A 19,647-nucleotide genomic window follows, 5' to 3' on the forward strand; every position below is an offset into this window, starting at 1 on the left:
TTCACCGCAGCTCATTCATGACAGAACCTGAGCGCAAAACCGGAACCTAAGCCGAGCAACGACAGTGAGTTAAGGCATACCACCTGCTCTCCGTACGTTGTCAGTGTTCTCAAAGTTATGGTGAGGCAATAACTTGCATCAAGCCGTGGAGTTTAAAAGCTGACTGAACAATACACAACGGTTCCAGCACTTCTTTTTAAAATTCTTATCCCATTTGCTCTGCAAAATTCCTACAATCTAGTAGAGAAAGCGGACATACTTGCGATAATGGCATTATTCCAATCCCGGCAGGAACACAGGATTCTCTGGTTTAACTGTGATTTCCACTCTCCCGGCTGGAGATTTTTAGATTTGTCAGGCTCGGAAACCTTATATTTACTCCCTGTTTTGTGTAAGGTTTCTGATCACGTTTTCTAATCTGGCATTTCATGTGGTCATGAGTCCAGAAGAACCATGCCACTTCCAGCGTGTCATTGGGGAACACGCCGGTTTCCGTCCGCTTTCAAAGCCTGTTTTCCCCCTGTCATTGCCTATTACGAGTTGAACGAAATAAAGAAAAAGATGAGTAACACAAAAAATCTGTTCGATAAAGTCTGGGACTTACACTGCGTCAAAACTCTCGAATCCGGACAGGATCAGCTGCTGATCGGCTTACACCTGATCCATGAAGTCACCAGCCCGCAGGCATTTGAAATGCTGCGTGATCGGGGACTGAAAGTGCTGTTCCCCGAACGCACGATCGCCACCGTGGACCATATCGTCCCGACACAGAACCAGGCACGTCCCTTTGCAGACCTGCTGGCGGAAGAAATGATGTCCGCCATCGAAAAAAACTGCATTGAGTTTGGCGTCACGCTACTGGATGTTGATGATATCCGGCAGGGAATCGTACATGTTGTCGGCCCTGAGCAGGGGCTCACGCAGCCCGGCATGACGATTGTCTGTGGTGACAGTCACACCAGTACCCACGGTGCCTTCGGTTCGATTGCACTGGGAATCGGAACCAGCCAGGTTGCACACGTGCTGGCCACGCAGACCATGGCACTGGGACGCCCGAAAGTCCGCCAGGTCGTCGTGAATGGCGAACTCGGTCCGGGCGTGACCGCCAAAGACGTGACGCTGTACATCATCCGCAAACTGGGTGTCCAGGGAGGCGTGGGTTACGCTTACGAATATGCAGGTGAAGTTTTCGACCGCATGTCAATGGAAGAACGGATGACAGTCTGCAACATGAGCATCGAAGGGGGAGCCCGCTGCGGATACATCAACCCAGACCAGACAACTGTCGACTACTTGAAAGGCCGCCCGTTTGCCCCGCAGGGAGCCGCCTTTGACAAAGCTGCGGAATGGTGGCTCGACCTTGCTTCCGGTCCCGATGCACAATTCGACGATGTCGTGGAATTTGACGCCGCTGACATCGAACCCACGGTCACCTGGGGCATCACTCCGGCGCAATCAGTCGGCGTCTCAGAAAATCTGGCTCCGATTTCCAGCTATGCTCCCGATGAGCAGACACTGATCAAAGAAGCGTTCCGTTATATGGAACTGGAAGAAAACCAGCCGATTAAAGGCCAGAAAATCGATGTGGCCTTTATTGGTTCCTGTACGAATTCACGTATTTCTGACCTGCGTGAAGCAGCCAAAGTCGTCGAAGGGCGACATGTCGCCGAACATGTGCGGGCATTGGTTGTTCCGGGGTCACAGCTGGTCCGCAAACAGGCGATTGAAGAAGGCCTGGACAAAATCTTTTCCGATGCCGGTTTCGAATGGCGTGAAGCAGGCTGCTCAATGTGCCTGGCTATGAACCCCGATAAACTCGTTGGAAACGAATTGTGTGCTTCCTCCAGTAACCGGAATTTCAAGGGGCGTCAAGGCAGCCCCACCGGTCGTACCCTGTTAATGAGCCCGACCATGGTCGCTGCCGCTGCCATCAATGGCTGTGTCACTGATGTGCGGGAACTGCTCAGCCCGGCGACTGTCTGATTCACCTTAAAATTTCACCGACAAAATAATCGATTGCATAAATCAAAAGAACAGAACCATGAATAAAGTAGAAAATATCACTGGAACGGGAATTCCTCTTTTACTGGACGATATCGACACGGACCGGATCATCCCGGCCCGTTTTTTACGTTGCGTCACATTCGAAGGCCTCGGCGAGCATGCGTTCGAAGACGACCGCATCCAGGACCCGGAACACCCCTTCGACAAACCTGAATACCAGGATGCGTCCATCCTGGTGGGTGGCCGTAATTTTGGGTGTGGTTCCTCTCGTGAACACGCACCGCAGTCGCTGATCCGCTGGGGCATCCAGGCAATCATAGCTGAATCTTACGCGGAAATCTTTTTCGGCAACTGTACTTCTCTCGGAGTGCCAGCCGTATGTACCAGTCGACAGACCCTCGAAGCATTAGACAAAGCCATTAAACAGAATCCGAAGCAGGAAATTACGGTTGATCTGCAAACCATGAAAATCACCTGTGGTGATCAGCAGTTTGACTGTACCCTGCCTGATAATGCACGCTCTGCCCTGATTTCAGGTACTTATGACTTTTTAGCTCAACTGCTGAAAAGTACTTCCGAAATCAAAGAACGGGCTGCTGACGTTCCTTACTTCACCTCATTTGCCTGAGAATCGGACAGTCACGTTCCCCTGTTACAACCCAGGGGAATGTGAACTCCTCTCATCAGGCAAACGTTGACTTAACATTCAAATGTGCTCCCATGCCTGAGAATAAAACGAACAGTAATCGCCGCGATTTTCTGACAGGACGCATCCTGAAACAGACGATTGAGAATGTCGGCAACAACCTGGGCGACTATCTCAACCAGGCGACTGAAGAATTCGCTGCTCCTTCAGGTGGCCCTACAATTCGTCTAAGCACGCGGGCGATGGCCACTGAATTCGCCATGGTTATGAACCCGGGCCCCAGCCAGCAGGTCATGCGTGCCTCAGATGCACTCGATCTGATCCATGAGTACGAACAACTCATGACGGTCTACCGCAGCACCAGCGAGATGTCGCGGGTCAACGCCACAGCCGCGGAGGGACCTGTCACCATGGATGCCCGCCTGTTCGAGATTCTCGATCAGGCCCGTCAGATCTGCCTGGATACACAAGGGGGCTTTGATCCTTCCTCCGGACCACTCATCTCGTTGTGGCGTGAATGCAGACTGGCAGGACGTCTTCCCACACAGCAGGAAATTGACGCCTGCCTGCAGCATACCGGCATTGATCAGTTTCTGTTCGATCACGACGCGAAAACGATCCAGTACCAGTCTCCTGAAAATGAGCTGAATCTCGGAGGCATCGGCAAAGGTTATGCCCTGGATCTCGCGGGTCAGTTTCTGAAGTCAGAAGAGCAGGAAAACTGGCTGTTTTATGGTGGTTTCAGCAGTATTCTGGCCACAGGCACACACAATAAACTACCGGGCTGGCCTGTGGGCATCAAGAACCCGCTTTTCACCAGCCAGCGACTGGGCACCATTCTGCTGCAGGATTGTGCCATGTCGACCAGCGGTTCTTCAGTACAGCATTTTCGACATCAAGGGCAGCGATACGGTCATATTCTCGACCCGCGTACGGGCTGGCCGGTCTCGGAACTACTGTCTGTAACGGTTATTGCACCTGATGCAGCCCTGGCGGACGCCCTTTCCACTGCTTTTTACGTAATCGGCATCGAAAAGGCTCTGGAGTATTGCGAGAACCATACCCAGGTCGGTACGATTTTAATTCCCCCCCCTGCCCAAGGCAGAAAACTCAGCCCGGTCATTCGTGGAATTCCGAATGAGTTTCTGTTCCTGGATCGCGACCAATTGTTGTCACAATGATTTGTCGTTATAAAGGACTCTTTGAAGAACAGGTTCGTAAAACGCACGTTTCTTTGAGCACGACAAATCGTGATTGAGAGCGGTAAGACGAATGGACCTGAGTCATCTGGCTCAGGATTCATGTTCTTTCAGGAAGCATCAACGCCAGGGTACGAACCACTGACGATCAATCCTTTTTTGGATTTGGTCATGTCAAATACAGTCAATCAGCATCTGGTTTAAGAAATTGAAATCCCCTGATAAAAAGAGGGTTCACGAGTGCAAGATTTAAAGAGAATCACAGGCATTGCGATCCTGTTCATCGTCGTATTACGTCTCAGTATAGGCTGGCAACTGCTTTACGAAGGCCTCTGGAAGATTGACACCCTCAGTTCCAATCGCCCCTGGACAGCCGCCGGTTACCTTAATAATGCCAAAGGACCGTTTCGGGATCATTTCCGCAACATGACTGGTGACCCGAATGACCTGAACTGGCTCGACGCAGACAAGGTCAAAGCCAAGTGGCTGGGTTGGGAACAGCGCTTCCTGAACCACTACCCCAACCTGACCGATGCCCAGAAATCCCGGCTGCACCAGATGGTGAGTGGCAGTGATTATTTCGCCGCTGAACTGAGTGCGCTGCCTCCCGGAGTCAAATTCAACGGCAGTCTCGGAGAAGTGATCGAGTATGACCCCAAACGCCAACGCCTGATTGTGAATGGGGAAAAACACCTCACACCAGCTGAAAAACAGCGGCTGCAGAAAATGGTACCCGTCAAAAAAGGTCCCAATGGCAAACTGACAGGCGGAACAGCTCTCGATCGTGAATACTTCGATGCTGTAGAAAAAGTCTATGCACGTTCTTCGCGACTCAGTTATATCGAGAAGATGCAGGCATCCCTGCGAGGCAATCCGGAACTGGCGGGACAGATTGACGTCGAACAGGAAGGCACCATCGACGGGAAACGCGTCGGAAAAATTGAACAGTATAAAATCGCCCTGGATCGCTATGAACAGCGACTCGCCAAAGCCGACCAGGATTTCAAGGTGGATCACCTCAATAAAATCTGGTCGGAAATCCAGAGCATGAAAGCAAGCCTGGTGAATCCCATTCGGGCCATGGAAGACGAAATGGAATCGGAAGCCAGCAAACTGCTTACGCCAGAACAACTGGCAGCAGGTCCGGTCCCCCTCGAAAATACGCAAATCCACCGCGTCAACATGATGACCATCTACAGTCTGACAATACTGGGAGTTCTGCTCCTGATCGGATTTGGTACCCGGATCGCAGCGCTTGCTTCAGCAGGAATGCTGCTTTCATTCTATCTGGTTATGCCTCCCTGGCCGGGAGTTCCTCCGGTCCCGGGACCTGAACACAGTTTTATTATTAATAAGAATCTGATTGAAGTACTGGCTCTACTGGCGATCGCCGCGTTACCCACGGGAACCTGGTTCGGCATTGATGGTCTGGTTTACCGTTTTTTCCATAGCCGAAAAAACAAGACAAACAAAACCAACTGATTCAGTACATTTTACGTAAGAAATGAAGGTACATCTAACAAACGCCTCGTTTCCAGCCTATAATTAACTAAATATCACTCCCTACGGATCACAGCTACGCAATGCGTACCAGGAGAATATCAAGATGAATCTGACTCCCGAACAGGAACAAATCGGAAAAGATAACTTCAACGAAGCGGTTGCTTTTACCCGTCGTGACTTCCTCACGACGGCAGCGGCAGCGGGTACCGGATTAGGCGCTGCCTATTTTGGTTACGAAGAGCTCAAAGGCAAACCGGTCAAAGTCGGTTTCATCGGGACAGGTGATGAAGGCAGCGTGCTGATTACGCAGCATCCACCCGAATACATGGAAATCGTCGCCATAGCAGACCTGCGTCCTTCCAACCGCAAAAAAGCGTTTCACGGTCACGGCAATGAACACCGCGTCGGACTGATTAATAAGCTCGGTGCAGAAAAAGCATCCAAGATCAAACAGTACGATGATCATAATAAACTGATCGCCGCGAAAAATGAGCTGGGTCTGGAAGCAGTTGTGATTGCAGTCCCTCTCAGCCAGCATGCTCCCATCGCCATGGCAGCGCTCGACGCCGGGCTGCATGTGCTCTCTGAAAAACTGATGGCTCACAACATCACTGAATGCAAACAGCTCATCAAGAAAGCAAAAGAGAAAAACCTGCTGCTCGCTGTAGGGCATCAACGCCATTACAGCGTGCTGTATGACAATGCAAATCAACTTGTAAAAACCGGTATCCTCGGCGATATTCGACATATCCGCGCCCAGTGGCACCGCAATAACAGCTTCCCCGGCAGAGACAGCTGGCGGAAAAATGTTCCCAAAGAAGACCAAGAGGCGCTCGCCCAGACAGTCAAAGAGTATGGCTACGATAACATGGACGAACTTATCAACTGGCGCCTGTACAACAAAACGGGCGGTGGACTGATGGCCGAACTGGGAAGCCACCAGTTGGATGCCTGCAGCATCTTCCTGGGCAAAGTTCACCCATTGGCAGTACAGGGATATGGTGGCAAAAACTTCTACGGAGTCAAAGGAATCGGTTCCAAAGACAAACAGGAAGACGATCGAGAGATCGACGACCATGTGTATGTCACTATTGAATTCCCGGGACCACACTATGACCCCGAAACCAATCCCCGCGATATCTGTATCGTGACCTACTCCTCAATCAACACCAACCGCTGGGAACCGTACGGCGAAACCGTGCTCGGCAGTCGCGGCACCCTGATCATGAAGACAGAAAAAGAAGCTCTGCTCTTCAAGGAGGCCAGCCCCTCTACCGGTGGTGGTGGCCCCGACCAGCGTCTGTGGGTCATCAAATCCAGCGATGGAAGTGGACCGGTTCTGGATGCCTATGAAACGACTGCTCCCTCTGCAGCTGCTTCAGACACAACCAAAGCCATGGGAGATGAAATCAGCCGAGGATACACCGAAGAAATGGAACATTTCTGCCACTGTATCCGAACGGACAACCACAGCGAGCCTAAAGATGGCGGCCTGAAATGTAATGGAACCGTCGCGATGGCCGATGCCATCATGGCATTGACATCCAACCTGGCCATGAAACATAAGGTTCGCATTGAATTCAAGCCCGAATGGTTTGATCCCGATAATCCGGCCACACCCGAAGCAGATTTTGCTGACAAACTGGCCTGATCGCAGTCTATTGAATTCAGACTCAATTTCGATCATGATTCCACAATGCCGAGGAATAAACTCCTCGGCATTGTTTCTTTATAAATAGTCATCGCATCCACTGCAAAGGGGAACCACGTGTCGGAAGGACGCAAGGCAGGCCTGTTTCTCATTTTCGTAACGGTCTTCATCGATCTGCTGGGATTTGGGATCGTATTACCGTTACTGCCTCGCTACGGCGAACATTTTGAAGCAGGTGGCACCACACTCGGACTGTTGATGGCATCCTTTTCTGCCATGCAGTTTCTGTTTGCTCCCGTCTGGGGACGGATTTCCGACCGTGTGGGACGCCGCCCGATCTTAATTCTGGGCCTGCTCGGATCCACCTTTTTTTACGGCATGTTCGGATTTGCAACTTCACTGGGCAAAACCGGTATGTTCCTGGGAATAGATGCCCTTTCCTGGTTATTCATCACCCGGATCGGTGCCGGAATCGCAGGCGCAACGATCCCCACCGCGCAGGCTTATATCGCAGACATCACCGGCCCGAAAGAACGCGGCAAGGGAATGGCACTGATTGGAGCTGCCTTCGGAATCGGGTTCACGTTCGGCCCCCTGATTGGTGCTGCCTTTGTTTCCGCAGAGACAGGTGCCACCCCCAGCGCAGCGCCAGGCTATGTCGCCTGTGTTCTCTCAGGAATGGCTGCCCTGCTCTCCATTTTCATTCTGCCTGAATCCCTGACGAAAAAAACAACCGATTCTCTCGCCAGACGTCATCACTGGTTCGATATCACCAGTTTTCGACATGCTTTGACACAACCGCGTATCGGACTGATTCTGCTGGCGATCTTTCTGACGACCTTCGCGTTTGCCCAGTTTGAATCCACGCTCTCCCTGCTGACTCAGGAACTCGGATTCGCTGCCCGCAGCAACTTTTTCATCTTTGCCTACATCGGTTTTATCTTAACACTCAGCCAGGGGTTTCTGGTCAGACGACTGATTCCCAGGCTGGGTGAATATCGCATGGGATTATTTGGAATCGTTCTGATGGTTATCGGCCTGCTGCTGATTGGCGTTGCCGGCAATTCCGGGTCCTACACAATGCTGTATGCCGTACTCCCGATTTCTGTGATTGGGTTTTCCGCGACAACCCCTTCCCTGCAGTCGCTGCTCTCACTGAATACTTCCGATGCAGAACAGGGTGGAATCCTCGGGGTCGGCCAGAGTATCTCTGCCCTCGCACGGATTCTCGGCCCCCTCGCAGGCATCATTCTGTTTAAGGGAACTAAAGGAGATCTGATCACAGGCAGCATTACTGCCCCCTACTGGGTAGGAGCCGGAATCATGCTGCTCGGCCTGATTCTGATGACCATCTTAAAATCTGGCTCGACTGATACGGAATCAGAGCCCGAAATCTCATCCCCGGCTGAAACTTAAAGGCAGGCCAGTCTCACTGTGGTCCTGCTAACACTCACAAAACCCGGTCTTGTCCCGTTTTTCAGTTTGTGTTAATGATATGCACAGTTTTAGCCTTTAAATGACAAGATAGACACTCTTACGGGCACGGATGCCATGCGCAATAATCTCTTCAAATCAAAATGGAATCGCAGTATTCTGCTGGCATTAGCTGTTTCCCCTTTTATTACGGCCAGTTTCGCGCACTGGTCCGGTTCACGGGTTCAGGAGTCACTGGCTGCAGAAGAAAAACCGGCTCTGGCATTTGAAACCTACATGGTCAATACCGGCATGGTGAAAGAGACCACACGGGTTGTCGGCGCCCGTTTCCGTTTTAAAAACCTGAGTGAGCATAAGGTGACTGTCACGGAACTCGTCCCCAGTTGTGGATGCCTCAAACCACGCCTTGAGAAAAAAGTCTATGAGCCGAATGAAACGGGTGAATTCCAGTTGAAAATGGAAACCGCCAGTGAATCCCCTGGACAGAAAGAATACTTCGTTGACTTCAAATACGAAGACACGCAGGAACGCTCCACACGCCTGACATTCAAACTGGAATTGCCGACCCGCAGACTGGTCGTAAAACCCAAAGCACTGGTAATCTACCAATTCACACCCGGGAGAACTATCCATCCGCTGACCGTTTCCGACTACCGGGGCGGTCAGGATTTCGAAATCATCAGTGTCGAGAGCACTTCGAAATTTGCAAAAGTAAAACTGGCAGAACGGGAGCTGGATAAAGGGGTCACTTCACAGAAACTGGAAGTCATCGTCGAAAACCTGGTGCCCCCCGGAAAGCATAACGGGATGATCGTCATCAAAACCAATGACCCTGATTTCCCGGAACTCTATGTCCCAATGATCATCCAGGGGCCCGACCGGAAAACAGCCCAAAACCTGCTGCCAGGTTCACCTAACGCCAATTAAGCCAGGTGTTTCCATTCTTTCCTCGAAATGTGAATAATTTTCTCTCTTTTTGAGATTTTCTATACATTTTTTGTACGGAAAGCGTGTTTCAGCCCCACTATTTATGGGTAGAGAAACCATGTTTTGCGGTTTTCCCCACGTTCCTCTTTTCTTCAATGGTGCTGTATGCGTTTGACACTCCGAACTCTGATTGCTTATCTCGACGATGTCCTTGAACCATCTCAAATCAAAGAGATCGGCAAGAAACTGGAAGAAAGCAGCTACGCATCTTCCCTGGTTGAACGAATTAAAGATGTGATGCGCAGACGCCGTCTGACTGCACCTGAAGTCGAAGGTCCCGGCTCAAACCCTGATCCGAATACGGTTGCAGAATATCTGGATAATACACTCACACCGGAAAGTGTTGCCGATGTAGAAAAAATCTGTCTGAATTCGGATGTGAATCTTGTGGAAGTTGCCGCCACGCATCAGATTTTAACACTCGTTCTGGGTGAGCCCGCCACCATCAATCCGGATACCAGAGATCGCATTTATGCCCTGGGGCCAGTTCCTGCCGGTGCGCAGCCAGAGACTGCTGATGCAATGGCCGCGCCCCAGTCGTCCACTGCTTCTCCAGAGACAGCCACACAACATCCCTCCGCAGCCCCTTTGCGAAACCCTGCACCAGCCAAACAGCAGCCGACGCCGGCAGAAGAACCCGAGCCGTTCTCTTCACGCATACCCGATTACCTGAAAACGAAACCACTCTGGAAACGAGTGACACCATATTTTCTGATACTCGCGGCAGTCGTCGTCTGGGCAGGCCTGTTCTTCAGTGATGAGGCGCTCTTCCCGAATCTGTTCTCAAGAGGCGACAATTCAACTGACATGGCCAGTAATACCGTCGAAAACCCGGAAGTGGATCTGGGGCCCTCTGCAGCCATCAGTCAGCCCAAAACGTCTTCTGAATCAAATTCTGCTGCTGCTCCCGCTACAAAAAATGAAGTAGAAGAGGAGCCGGCCGTTTCAACTTCAGAGAATAAAGAACCAGCGGGTGAAACAGTAGCAATGAACACGAAGCCTCCGGCTTTTGATCCGCCTCCACCGGCCGACGCTGAAACAGCATCTACATCCAGTTCGGTCCCGGCAACGCCTCCATTAACGAAAGCTTTACCAATCCCGGCTACTCCGGAACCACCGTCACAAACAACAAAAACTGAACCACCTCAGCCCACTGCGACTGACGGTAAAACAGTTGCCTTGAATACCGCCAACAGTAAGCCAGCAGCACCAGCACCACCCAAGATTGAAATGGCCGACGCTGCCGAACAGGCGCCGGCAGCACAGATCGAATCGGAAGACGGCTTCTTCCTGGCACAGGTCGACAAAAAACACGAACTGGCAGATAAAAACGACTGGGTCATCCTGTCCAAGGTCAGCCCCATTCAAGGGGGGGCCACGATTGCTTCTCCCGAGCCATTTACAGCTAGAATCAATATTCCCGAAGCACTCTGCAAAGTTGTACTCCTCCCTGGAACAACGGTCACTTACACAGGCAAAAATAAAGCGGCTGACATGGGCTTCCAGATTCAGGAAGGTCGCATCCGCATTGAAGCATCCCGTGGCCTGAACGATGCCAGAGACGCAGCTGGCCCGATACTGTCGATCAAGGTAAACGACGAACTCTGGCGTGTTGATCTGGTCACCAGAGACAGTGTGTGTGGAATTGAAATCGTTCCAGTTCAACCCCATAAACCAGGACAGATTCCCGATGCAGATAATTACACAGGCATCCTGTATGTATATTCTGGCATGATTCGTTTTTCTGACGGAAAGGGAAAAGTCCAGACAATCGACGCAGGACACTGGATGTCTCTGTCAGCCAGGGATCGGGCCCAAGGATTGATCAACCCCTCTGACCGCCCCAAACCACTGCGCGTACCACACTGGGTTGAACCTGACTACAAAGATAACTCTTATCTTGCACGTCGTTTAATCGCCGCTTTCGCCAAAGAATTGAAAGATGGTCAGCTTGTTTCACTCACCATGCCTGCAATCACCAAGGATTTGAAACCCAACTTATCTGACCTGGCGACCAGGTCACTGGCATTGACGAACCGCTATCAGGAACTGGTGAAAGTACTCAATGAAGTCGATCACCATGAATCTCGTATTGCCGCCATTAATGGCATCCGCAACTGGCTGCTGCGTGATCCGGAAAATGGCAAACGCCTGACCGAGTCACTGCAAAATCAGTTCTCCCCGCAGATGGCTGAAATTATGGAACGCCTGCTGTGGGGATTCCAGCAGGAAGATGCACAAGACCGATTTATCTCGGGACGACTTGTAGAATGGCTGGAGAACGACAATGTCACCGTTCGCGAGTTGGCCTTTAATTACATCAACGAGTTAACAGGACGCTCTGTCGATTACTCCGCAATCGCGACACCGACACAAAGACGGGCCACGGCACGACGCTGGTTCACCCATATTGAAAAACATGGTTCCTTAGTCGATCCGCAGGATAGCAGTCCGGCTTCCCCAGGCAAACCAGTCCTCCCATAGTATTAACGGGAGTTACTGCCTGCAGTACTACAGATTCTCCCTGTTGAAAATGTTCTATCTTCATTTTCAACAGGGACTTGTGTTCTGATATTTTTCCAGTCGACATTGTTTTTTTTAAGCGGATTTTAAAAAACTCCTCTTGCTGCAATTTTCGCAGACTGCTATCTTCCTCACACTTCTCTCCCAGTCATTTCCTGATTGATTTTCAATCCTTGAAATCTAATTCCCCCTGTCTAAACCATTTTCCGACAGCATGAAATTCAGAATAGGACTCTGAACCATGCTTACAAACGATGGAGCTGTGCACGATGCACTTGACCCGGATCAACTTTTCGTTAATCGGCAATCTGACCATTCTTCTTTCACTGGGAATCTTCACGCTTTCCGGCTGTAATACGATGCATGGTGTCGCCAGTAATGAAATGGGGAATGGTTACTACCAACGGGGCGAATATGCCAAAGCCCGTGAATCATTCACACGTGCGATTGCAGATAATCCCGGCAACCCTGACTACGTCCATAATCTGGCGGTCGTCATGGAGAAAGAAGGGAACCTGGCAGGTGCCGAACAGACTTACCAGAACGCACTGCGGCTCGACCCTTCTCACCAGCCGTCACACCACGGTCTGGCCGAGTTGATGATCAGTCAGGGACGCCAGCAGGAAGCCGTTCAACATATCACTGCCTGGCGGGATACTCAGCCCTACATTGCCGAATCACACCTGGAAATGGCCTGGCTGCTGGAACAGTCGGGGGATATCAATGGTGCAGAACAGTCCCTCAAAGCAGCAGCAAATGTAGACCCGAACCATCCCAAAGTGTTAGCTCACCTGGGACAGGTCTATCAGCAGACTGGACGCTCGGAAGAGGCAATCGCCATGTATGAGCAATCACTCTACTCAGAATGGTATCAGCCTCAGGTGCAATCCCGAATCGCTTCCATCAAAAAGCCTTATGACACAACCAGTTCACAGGATCGGATCGTAGCAAAGGGCTGGGAACACGGCCCCATGGGTAACGGAAGCCTCTTGCGTTACCGGACACGTACCGCAAATGCAAATTACACGCACCCCCTCCCCACTTATATGACAGGTGGTACGACAAGTACGGTCGCCATGATGAATGCAGGTCAGATGAGCCAGGCAGGCGGATTTTCCGAACAGGTTGTCACCTCGCAGCCGATGCTGGTTGCCCCGGGAATGACCGGACAGCCTATCCAGATGGGAACCCCCTACATGACTGCCTCTCCGGAACCAGTCAATGTTGATCCGGCTCATTTCCCGACCGAACCAGCCACAGCAGGCACGCCGATTATTCAACCCTACTAAAGGCATCACATTTAACCGTAGCCCTCCCGATCTATGATACTCGATCCAAATGGATCTGAAGATGCTACAATAAAACACGCGACTGTCTAAAATCATGGTCGAATCATCGAAAACAGTTCATCCTGTTCACAATCTCTGCTTACAAAGCCCCCGGCTGCGTTGACCCATCAAAGACTCATGGTAGAATAAACGTCCCGCGGGATGTGGCTCAGCCTGGTAGAGCGCTGCGTTCGGGACGCAGAGGTCGCAAGTTCAAATCTTGTCATCCCGACTTACGCTAATTTATTACCTAAAAAAGACTTGTGAGTTTTAATAATCTCCTGTTTTTAACGAATTTTCCCCGGTGATACCCTTGGTGATACCTTTTTTGCGTTAAAACAGGTAGCCTCGCTCAATTTTCCCACCATTATTTTGCTCATTTTCAGTACCTGAATTCAATTCAAATTTCAGGTCTAAACACCCGCTAGGCCATCCGCAAAGTCGAAGCCTACCTCCAACCCGTGTTTGCCGAAGTTCCCGGTGATCCCACCCAGCGTCATCCGCAAGCCTATACAACCCGCAAAGCGGTCGACCAGATCCGGGAACTGCACCAGCAGGGTGCCTCTGTGCGTGAGATATCAGAAGCCACCGGGAAATCACGGATGACCGTTCATCGTCATTTGAATCAATTTAACGGGTCTGAATAGATACAGTTAATTTACTTCTACCGACAGGAAGTGCTTTCCCTGCAGGTCAGATCAGTTTAGGATCGCGAAACAGAATTTGAAAGGTTGCGCTTTGCAGTCTGCTACAATTAGTAAAAGAGAAACCAGCCATCAATCGATTACCATTGATGGCTGGTTATGATCAGAACTCTCACAAGATCCGCGTGCCATCGAGCAGTTACTTGCCGGAACAACTCAAGAAGTTGACATTACAGGATTGCGGGTAACTCTGCCTGACCGCTCCCTCAATCAGCCCATCGGTCTCAATCTGGTTTCCGCGGTAATATTGTTTATGAAACAACGGGACACCGGCGGCATCACATTCATCTCTGATGGAACGCACCCATTTAAAGTCCATCGGGGTCCGTTTCTCCCGATGTGCCTGCTCACATCCGGTAATGATCCAGTCCAGCTTTGCAATCGCTTTCTCAAACCGGACGGGACCGAGTAATGGCTCGGCAGAAACAAATCGAACCAGGGCAGGTATTTGAGAAAGCGTCTGAACTCGCTTCAAATTCTTCTGCAGTTCAACCGTTACTCCTAACCACACATTGGGGTAACCTGCTCCCCAGTCAGCAGGCAATCGATCTCTGATCATTTCCGGACGCTTCGTCAGAATCAGCCAGTCTAAAGCATCACAGCTTCGAATGACATCCCATGCCGCGGGTCGCCAGTCATCCGCATCCGGATGGAAAAAGTCGGAAAGCGAACAGGTAAATACTTTATGAACTTCCCCCGCGTTCTTAGTCTTTCGATTCCATTTTTGAGGATTGCTCCAGGTAGCCTGTTTGGTACGAATCGGTCCAGCAAAGGGATTGGCAACTCCGGAGCGACGTAACACACGCCCAATGTAACAGTGTTGGCAACCTTCAGAGACTTTGTGACATGCCTTCCAGGGATTCCAGGTGTGATCAGTCCAGCCAATTTTTGAATTTTCCATGTCTCTCTACTTTCAACAGATATTTCGTGCTTGAACAGAAATGGCAACAAACCAAGTCAGTTGCCAGGGGGTACAGGAACCTCTTTTCAGAGAGAATCAAGGTGAAGTAAGAGGTAAGCAAACGGTATCAGATCGTTTGCGCTGGAAGCCTTAAAACAGGTCTTTCCAGAAACGCCTCGCTTCTGATTCAGAAAGTGGCGTAGGGAGTGAGTAACCAGAGAGTAAATCTGGAGCCGAGTCGAATTGAGCTCAATTCGTAGCAAAAGATTTCGACTTCAGACAGATCACAATCCACAACTTGCTGCACTGATTATTTAAGCAACGTTGGGAAGTCATATCTGTTCACAAAAGGTCGAATCTTCGTATCATTTGGTTGTAAGAGTGGCGAACTCTGCTGTGAGTTCCGGTTCAATCGTTCATTTCCCACCGGAGAGCAATCTGGTTCGCTCGAGATACGAAATTTTATTTGTATGTCGTTAACTTAGGATACGCTGTCTACCTGAGGACTTCCATAATATTTATTCTATTTTCCAAAATATAAAAGAAATTGAAATGACCGCCTGATGTCTGACACGAATGAATTCTGATCAGAACTTGATTCTAACGACAAAGCCAGGGCATACTTCAAGAATTTTTCGAAATGCTGATTATTAAATGTCTTCGAATTTGAGTGGAGATTGGCGTGTAAAGCGGGTTCTCCCGCACTTTTGATGATATGACAGGCTGATAATCTGTATAATTCAGAGGTTTGTTCCTGAATAACGGAGTATAAAGGATGCCTGATTTCATAGTGTTTCCGAAAATCCACGGCTTGAAGATCCAACGGATGGTCCAGGATGAAAATCGATTTCAGATCTATCTTCGAGCGGTGAATTCCAGGGCTTGTTGCCCTGAATGCCAAAAAGAATCGGACCGTGTCCATAGTCGATACACGCGTTCGCCAAGTGACCTTCCCTGCTTTAGTCAAAAGACACAGCTCATTCTCCAGGTCCGTCGCTTCGTCTGTATTAATCAAACCTGTAAACGTAAAATCTTTACCGAACGTCTCACTGATTTGATTCAGCCTCATGCAAGAACAACCATTCGGCTTTCTAAGATCCAGCAACAGATAGGGTTACTGCTGGGGGGAGAACCAGGAAAACAGCTCTCCAGTTTTTTAGGAATGCCCTGTAGTGCGGATACTCTCCTGAGACGAATTCGTACCGGTTCCCGATCGGATTATTCACCCGTTCGCGTATTGGGCGTGGATGACTGGGCATTACGGCGAGGACAACGTTATGGAACGATTTTGTGTGACTTGGAGATACGTCAGGTCATTGATTTGCTTCCAGATCGTACTTCAGGTTCTCTGGCAGACTGGCTGGTTTCCCATCCCGGTGTGGAAATCATAAGCCGTGACCGTGGGGGAGAATATGCCAAAGGAGCGTCTCAAGGCGCACCGCAGGCGATTCAGGTCGTAGACCGTTGGCATTTGCTGAAAAACGCCCGTGAAACTTTACAGAAAGTCATTGACCGGCACCAGAAACAGGTTCGTGAGAGTGTCAAGCTGCTTGCCGAGCGAGAATCTAAGTTATCCTCTAATGCGTTACATGATTCTAATCCACTCAACAATTCTTCCACGATTCCCAACACTGACAATAACAGTCGCAAGAAAAAACAGATAATGTATGAGCAGATTTGTGAACTGCATCAAAGTGGCATGTCCATACGTAAAATGGCCTGTCAGCTTCGAGTCGGTCGGAGAACTGTGAGACGCTATTTACGCACTGACGCATTTCCAGAACGGGCAACACGATCCGGGACAAGTTGTCTTGATCCTCATCTGGATGAATTGAAATCCATGTGGGATGCAGGCGTGACCACGGCAACCGTCTTATGGAGACGGTTGAAAGAGCTGGGCTTCGACGGTTCTTACTCTATCGTGAATCGAAAGGTTGCATTCTGGAGAAAGAAACTGCAGATTTCGGGAGATGGAAAAAGCATACTACACAATGCGCTGCCGGTGTCACAGCCCTCTTCAATGTGTCTTTCATGGTTACTTTGGAAACCCATTGATGAACTGGCGCGTAACGAGAAAAAACTGGTGAAGGAGCTTTTGCAGACACCAATGATTTTTCAAGCCACACAACTGATCCATGAATTTCACACATTCATTCAGCAGCAAGACAGTGCCGGCTGGGATAATTGGTTGGAACGGGCCTGTTCTGAAAATGCTCCCATTGATATTCGTCGTTTCGGAAAGAGTTTAAAACGAGATGAAGAGGCTGTAAAAGCAGCGATGAAGTCAATATGGAGTAATGGCCAAGTGGAAGGTCAGGTCAATCGTTTGAAAATGGTCAAACGACAGATGTACGGTCGGGCAAGTTTTGATTTACTGCGAGCCCGGTTCCTGAATAATGCATGATCATCAAAAGTGCGGGAGAACCCGCTTTGCACGCCAATCTCCATTTGAGTAATGGGATTATTTTTGCATGGCTGACCATATCTGTAATTCACTTAATACTTCCAGTTCAATCAATTGATAACAATTAAAAAATGCCATCAATGTTCTCACACAGAATGGTCACTCAAGGATATTTTCAGCCGTCGCGATGGGTCTGATTCTTCTTAAAGTTCTCAGGCTGCCCAAAAATTTCCTTGTAGACCTCGTCCCGGTCGATCGGCGGGTAGCCGTTGTCTGCCAGATGTATATCGAGGGTCACGTGGATCTCGTAGTTACCAGTAAATGCTCTCTTGCCCGCGTTGCCGCGACATATCGTTCGCAGCGGTGGCGGATTTCTGCTTGATCGAGTTGGTTCATTGGGTCGTCTTTCTGGGCGCAAGCCATGGCTACAGCTCGAAATTCGAGTCCTTTGATGCGTTTCATGGTCCCCACACGGATGCCGGCTTCGTCTGACCCGGGGTCTTCTTCGCGAGGCTTGAGCTCGAAGGTAGCAATACCGGCTGACGACAGTGCTGTGACGATTTTTGGCTTACGCGGCGTTACGCAGATTTCATGCGTTGCGAGTCCATAATCTGCCATCAACATTTGAACCCAGGCGACGATCGCCTCAGCTTCTGCCTTTTCTGTTTTACACTTCTCGACCATCGGTTCAGGGCCTTTAAAGACCGAGTGGTCGCCGACAGTTGTTACAATTCCACCATCGAGATCGTCAATCTCCAGGCCTTTCAGGATCCCTTGAGCAAACTTGCGAATCTGCTCACTGGTGCGATAGTTGATCTTCAGTCGTCGTGAGCGCCCCCGGATATCGATCCCGGCGCGGCTCATCGGAATCTTCGTGCGATAGATTCGCTGATGACCGTCACCCACCGTGCAAAGCGGGTCGGGCGTTCCTTCATCAATCGGACTGATAGCTCGAATCAGACGAAGGGCTTCCAAGCTAAAGTCCTGAACTTCGTCGACAAGTACGTGGGCGTATCGTGCGAAGTTGCCCTGCAGGACTGCCAAACGGGCTTCGTGAATGGCTCCCTCAAACGTCAACAGGTTTCGTTTCTTGAGCCCTCGTTGAAATGCCCGGAAGACAGGCCATGCCGCCTTGCGTTGCTTCCGACTGATCCTTGGTCGACCGGATCGAACGGTGCCGAGATAGGTTTCTTCGGCGTCGATACCGTTGGGGTCGATGACCAGCTCATACTCCAGCTGCATTTCCTCTTTGGAAAGTGGCAGTTCATCCGAATAGCTTAGCCACACTTCGTCCCAAATCTGGGCCAGTTCTTCATCCTCCGCGATTCGTCCCTTCCAACCTGCTCGATTGCAAATGGTTCGAGCCAGAGCATGCAAATTGGTCACTTCGATGCGTCCTGCGACATCCGGAGCAAGACGTTGCATATGATGCTTGATGGTCACCGAGAGATTGGTGGTGAATGTGGTTACGAGGATTCTCGCGGACTCGTCCTCAAGCTGGCGAGCCAGATACACAGCACGATGCATGAGGGCGACTGTCTTCCCAGTGCCCGCGGAACCGGTGATGTTCATCGGCCCCTTCGTCTTCCACTTGACGATCTTTCGTTGATAGGGGTGAAGGAAGATCCGCCATTCTTCCAACGTGCCTTCCAGGATCTGCTTCAGTTCCTCTTCGCCTGCGACCAGAACCAGATCGAAGTTCGGAGTCTCCTGAATCTTTGTGAAGTCGCCGGGACTTTCGGGAGCGACCTCAGCCGGTCCAGCAACAACACCGAGCATCTCGTCGATTGCCTGCTGCAGCGTCATACCAGCCGCCAGCCCAAACAACACGTCACGACAGTCAGGAGGTAAATACGCACTCAGCGCTTCCAGGCCATCGTCACTACGGATCGACTTTACTGCCGGTACGAGAGGCTTGGGCACACCTGCCTCAAATAAATCATTATCTGACAGGCGAGCAAGAGGGTATTCAGGGATGCTTGGCTGAGTCGGCACCGCTTCCTGGACGACAGATTGAACTTCCTCGGCATCGAATACCTGAAAAACACCAGTCATCCCATGGACTTCAAACCGTTTATTCTTTGCCCAGTCGTAGGCCTTGTCGTGGGCATCGATGTGAACCAACAAGTAGGTGTCGCCCTTTTCGGGAGCAATCACAATTGCTCGGTACCCGTCGGGAAGTTTCTTCACGCCACGGACCTTCGGATCCAACATCGTGCCCGGAAGTGGATGCAGACCGATCGCTGGTGATTGCGGGTCGTGCTGAAACTCTTCGATCAGCTCGGAGACTCGCTTCTGCACCTTGCTCGGGAGCTTACTAAAGGACTTCAATATATTTCGGTGGACCATCAATTTGGCCATAG

At 50.5% G+C, this 19,647-nt stretch carries 13 protein-coding genes and 1 tRNA gene; 12 read left to right on the top strand and 2 right to left on the bottom strand.

The genetic code is table 11. The annotated features are described in order from the left end of the window. Nucleotides 1-561: 561 nt before the first annotated feature. The 11 genes from leuC to GmarT_RS15230 all read left to right on the top strand — a co-directional run bounded on the left by leuC (nt 562) and on the right by GmarT_RS15230 (nt 13,922). A complete protein-coding gene (gene leuC / locus GmarT_RS15180; protein ID WP_044236046.1) occupies nt 562-1,983 on the top strand; it encodes a 3-isopropylmalate dehydratase large subunit in 1,422 nt (473 codons plus the stop codon). Between the two features lie 58 nt (nt 1,984-2,041). Beyond that, a complete protein-coding gene (gene leuD / locus GmarT_RS15185) occupies nt 2,042-2,632 on the top strand; it encodes a 3-isopropylmalate dehydratase small subunit (protein ID WP_002643657.1) in 591 nt (196 codons plus the stop codon). A gap of 92 nt (nt 2,633-2,724) precedes the next feature. Continuing rightward, on the top strand, nt 2,725-3,831 hold the full coding sequence (locus GmarT_RS15190; protein WP_002643656.1) for an FAD:protein FMN transferase: 1,107 nt from the start codon (nt 2,725-2,727) through the stop codon (nt 3,829-3,831). A 258-nt stretch (nt 3,832-4,089) separates the two neighbouring features. Then, nucleotides 4,090-5,331: a DoxX family protein gene (locus GmarT_RS15195; protein ID WP_002643654.1), complete on the top strand. Its 1,242-nt coding sequence runs from the start codon at nt 4,090-4,092 to the stop codon at nt 5,329-5,331. Nucleotides 5,332-5,455: 124 nt separating this feature from the next. After that, nucleotides 5,456-7,003, top strand: coding sequence for a Gfo/Idh/MocA family protein (locus GmarT_RS15200; protein ID WP_002643653.1), 1,548 nt, complete (start codon nt 5,456-5,458; stop codon nt 7,001-7,003). 117 nt (nt 7,004-7,120) lie between these two features. Continuing rightward, the gene (locus GmarT_RS15205; protein ID WP_002643652.1) at nt 7,121-8,419 is read left to right on the top strand and encodes an MFS transporter; all 1,299 of its coding nucleotides are present in this window, start codon (nt 7,121-7,123) and stop codon (nt 8,417-8,419) included. A gap of 135 nt (nt 8,420-8,554) precedes the next feature. Next, complete coding sequence (locus GmarT_RS15210; RefSeq protein ID WP_002643651.1) at nt 8,555-9,364, top strand: DUF1573 domain-containing protein; 810 nt, start codon at nt 8,555-8,557, stop codon at nt 9,362-9,364. Nucleotides 9,365-9,529: 165 nt separating this feature from the next. After that, nucleotides 9,530-11,908, top strand: coding sequence for a hypothetical protein (locus tag GmarT_RS15215; protein WP_002643650.1), 2,379 nt, complete (start codon nt 9,530-9,532; stop codon nt 11,906-11,908). Between the two features lie 308 nt (nt 11,909-12,216). Further along, nucleotides 12,217-13,236 carry a tetratricopeptide repeat protein gene (locus GmarT_RS15220; protein WP_002643649.1) on the top strand — a complete coding sequence of 340 codons (1,020 nt, stop codon included), beginning with the start codon at nt 12,217-12,219 and terminating at the stop codon, nt 13,234-13,236. A 197-nt stretch (nt 13,237-13,433) separates the two neighbouring features. Beyond that, a tRNA-Pro gene (locus GmarT_RS15225) sits at nt 13,434-13,507 on the top strand. A gap of 229 nt (nt 13,508-13,736) precedes the next feature. Next, entirely contained in the window at nt 13,737-13,922 is a 186-nt protein-coding gene (locus GmarT_RS15230; RefSeq protein ID WP_002643648.1) for a helix-turn-helix domain-containing protein, read from the top strand. Between the two features lie 196 nt (nt 13,923-14,118). Here GmarT_RS15230 and GmarT_RS15235 read toward each other — a convergent pair whose 3' ends face one another. Beyond that, nucleotides 14,119-14,880, bottom strand: a complete 762-nt coding sequence (locus GmarT_RS15235) for a DUF5131 family protein (RefSeq protein WP_002643647.1) — start codon at nt 14,878-14,880, stop codon at nt 14,119-14,121. An 826-nt stretch (nt 14,881-15,706) separates the two neighbouring features. On the opposite strand from GmarT_RS15235, the gene GmarT_RS15240 reads away from it, so the two are divergent. Next, the gene (locus GmarT_RS15240; protein WP_230682539.1) at nt 15,707-17,284 is read left to right on the top strand and encodes an ISL3 family transposase; all 1,578 of its coding nucleotides are present in this window, start codon (nt 15,707-15,709) and stop codon (nt 17,282-17,284) included. 294 nt (nt 17,285-17,578) lie between these two features. On the opposite strand, the gene GmarT_RS15245 is transcribed toward GmarT_RS15240, so the two are convergent. Next, the gene (locus GmarT_RS15245; protein ID WP_002643643.1) at nt 17,579-19,645 is read right to left on the bottom strand and encodes a UvrD-helicase domain-containing protein; all 2,067 of its coding nucleotides are present in this window, start codon (nt 19,643-19,645) and stop codon (nt 17,579-17,581) included. Between the last annotated feature and the right edge of the window lie 2 nt (nt 19,646-19,647).

The sequence above is a fragment of the Gimesia maris genome (assembly GCF_008298035.1).
Taxonomy (GTDB): Bacteria; Planctomycetota; Planctomycetia; order Planctomycetales; family Planctomycetaceae; genus Gimesia; species Gimesia maris.

Coding starts and splice junctions, on each gene's coding strand:
- GmarT_RS15210 (WP_002643651.1), top strand. CDS start 8,555: ATGCGCAATAATCTCTTCAAATCAAAATGGAATCGCAGTATTCTGCTG.
- GmarT_RS15220 (WP_002643649.1), top strand. CDS start 12,217: ATGCACTTGACCCGGATCAACTTTTCGTTAATCGGCAATCTGACCATT.
- leuD (WP_002643657.1), top strand. CDS start 2,042: ATGAATAAAGTAGAAAATATCACTGGAACGGGAATTCCTCTTTTACTG.
- GmarT_RS15215 (WP_002643650.1), top strand. CDS start 9,530: ATGCGTTTGACACTCCGAACTCTGATTGCTTATCTCGACGATGTCCTT.
- GmarT_RS15235 (WP_002643647.1), bottom strand. CDS start 14,880: ATGGAAAATTCAAAAATTGGCTGGACTGATCACACCTGGAATCCCTGG.
- leuC (WP_044236046.1), top strand. CDS start 562: ATGAGTAACACAAAAAATCTGTTCGATAAAGTCTGGGACTTACACTGC.
- GmarT_RS15200 (WP_002643653.1), top strand. CDS start 5,456: ATGAATCTGACTCCCGAACAGGAACAAATCGGAAAAGATAACTTCAAC.
- GmarT_RS15240 (WP_230682539.1), top strand. CDS start 15,707: ATGGTCCAGGATGAAAATCGATTTCAGATCTATCTTCGAGCGGTGAAT.
- GmarT_RS15245 (WP_002643643.1), bottom strand. CDS start 19,645: ATGGCCAAATTGATGGTCCACCGAAATATATTGAAGTCCTTTAGTAAG.
- GmarT_RS15190 (WP_002643656.1), top strand. CDS start 2,725: ATGCCTGAGAATAAAACGAACAGTAATCGCCGCGATTTTCTGACAGGA.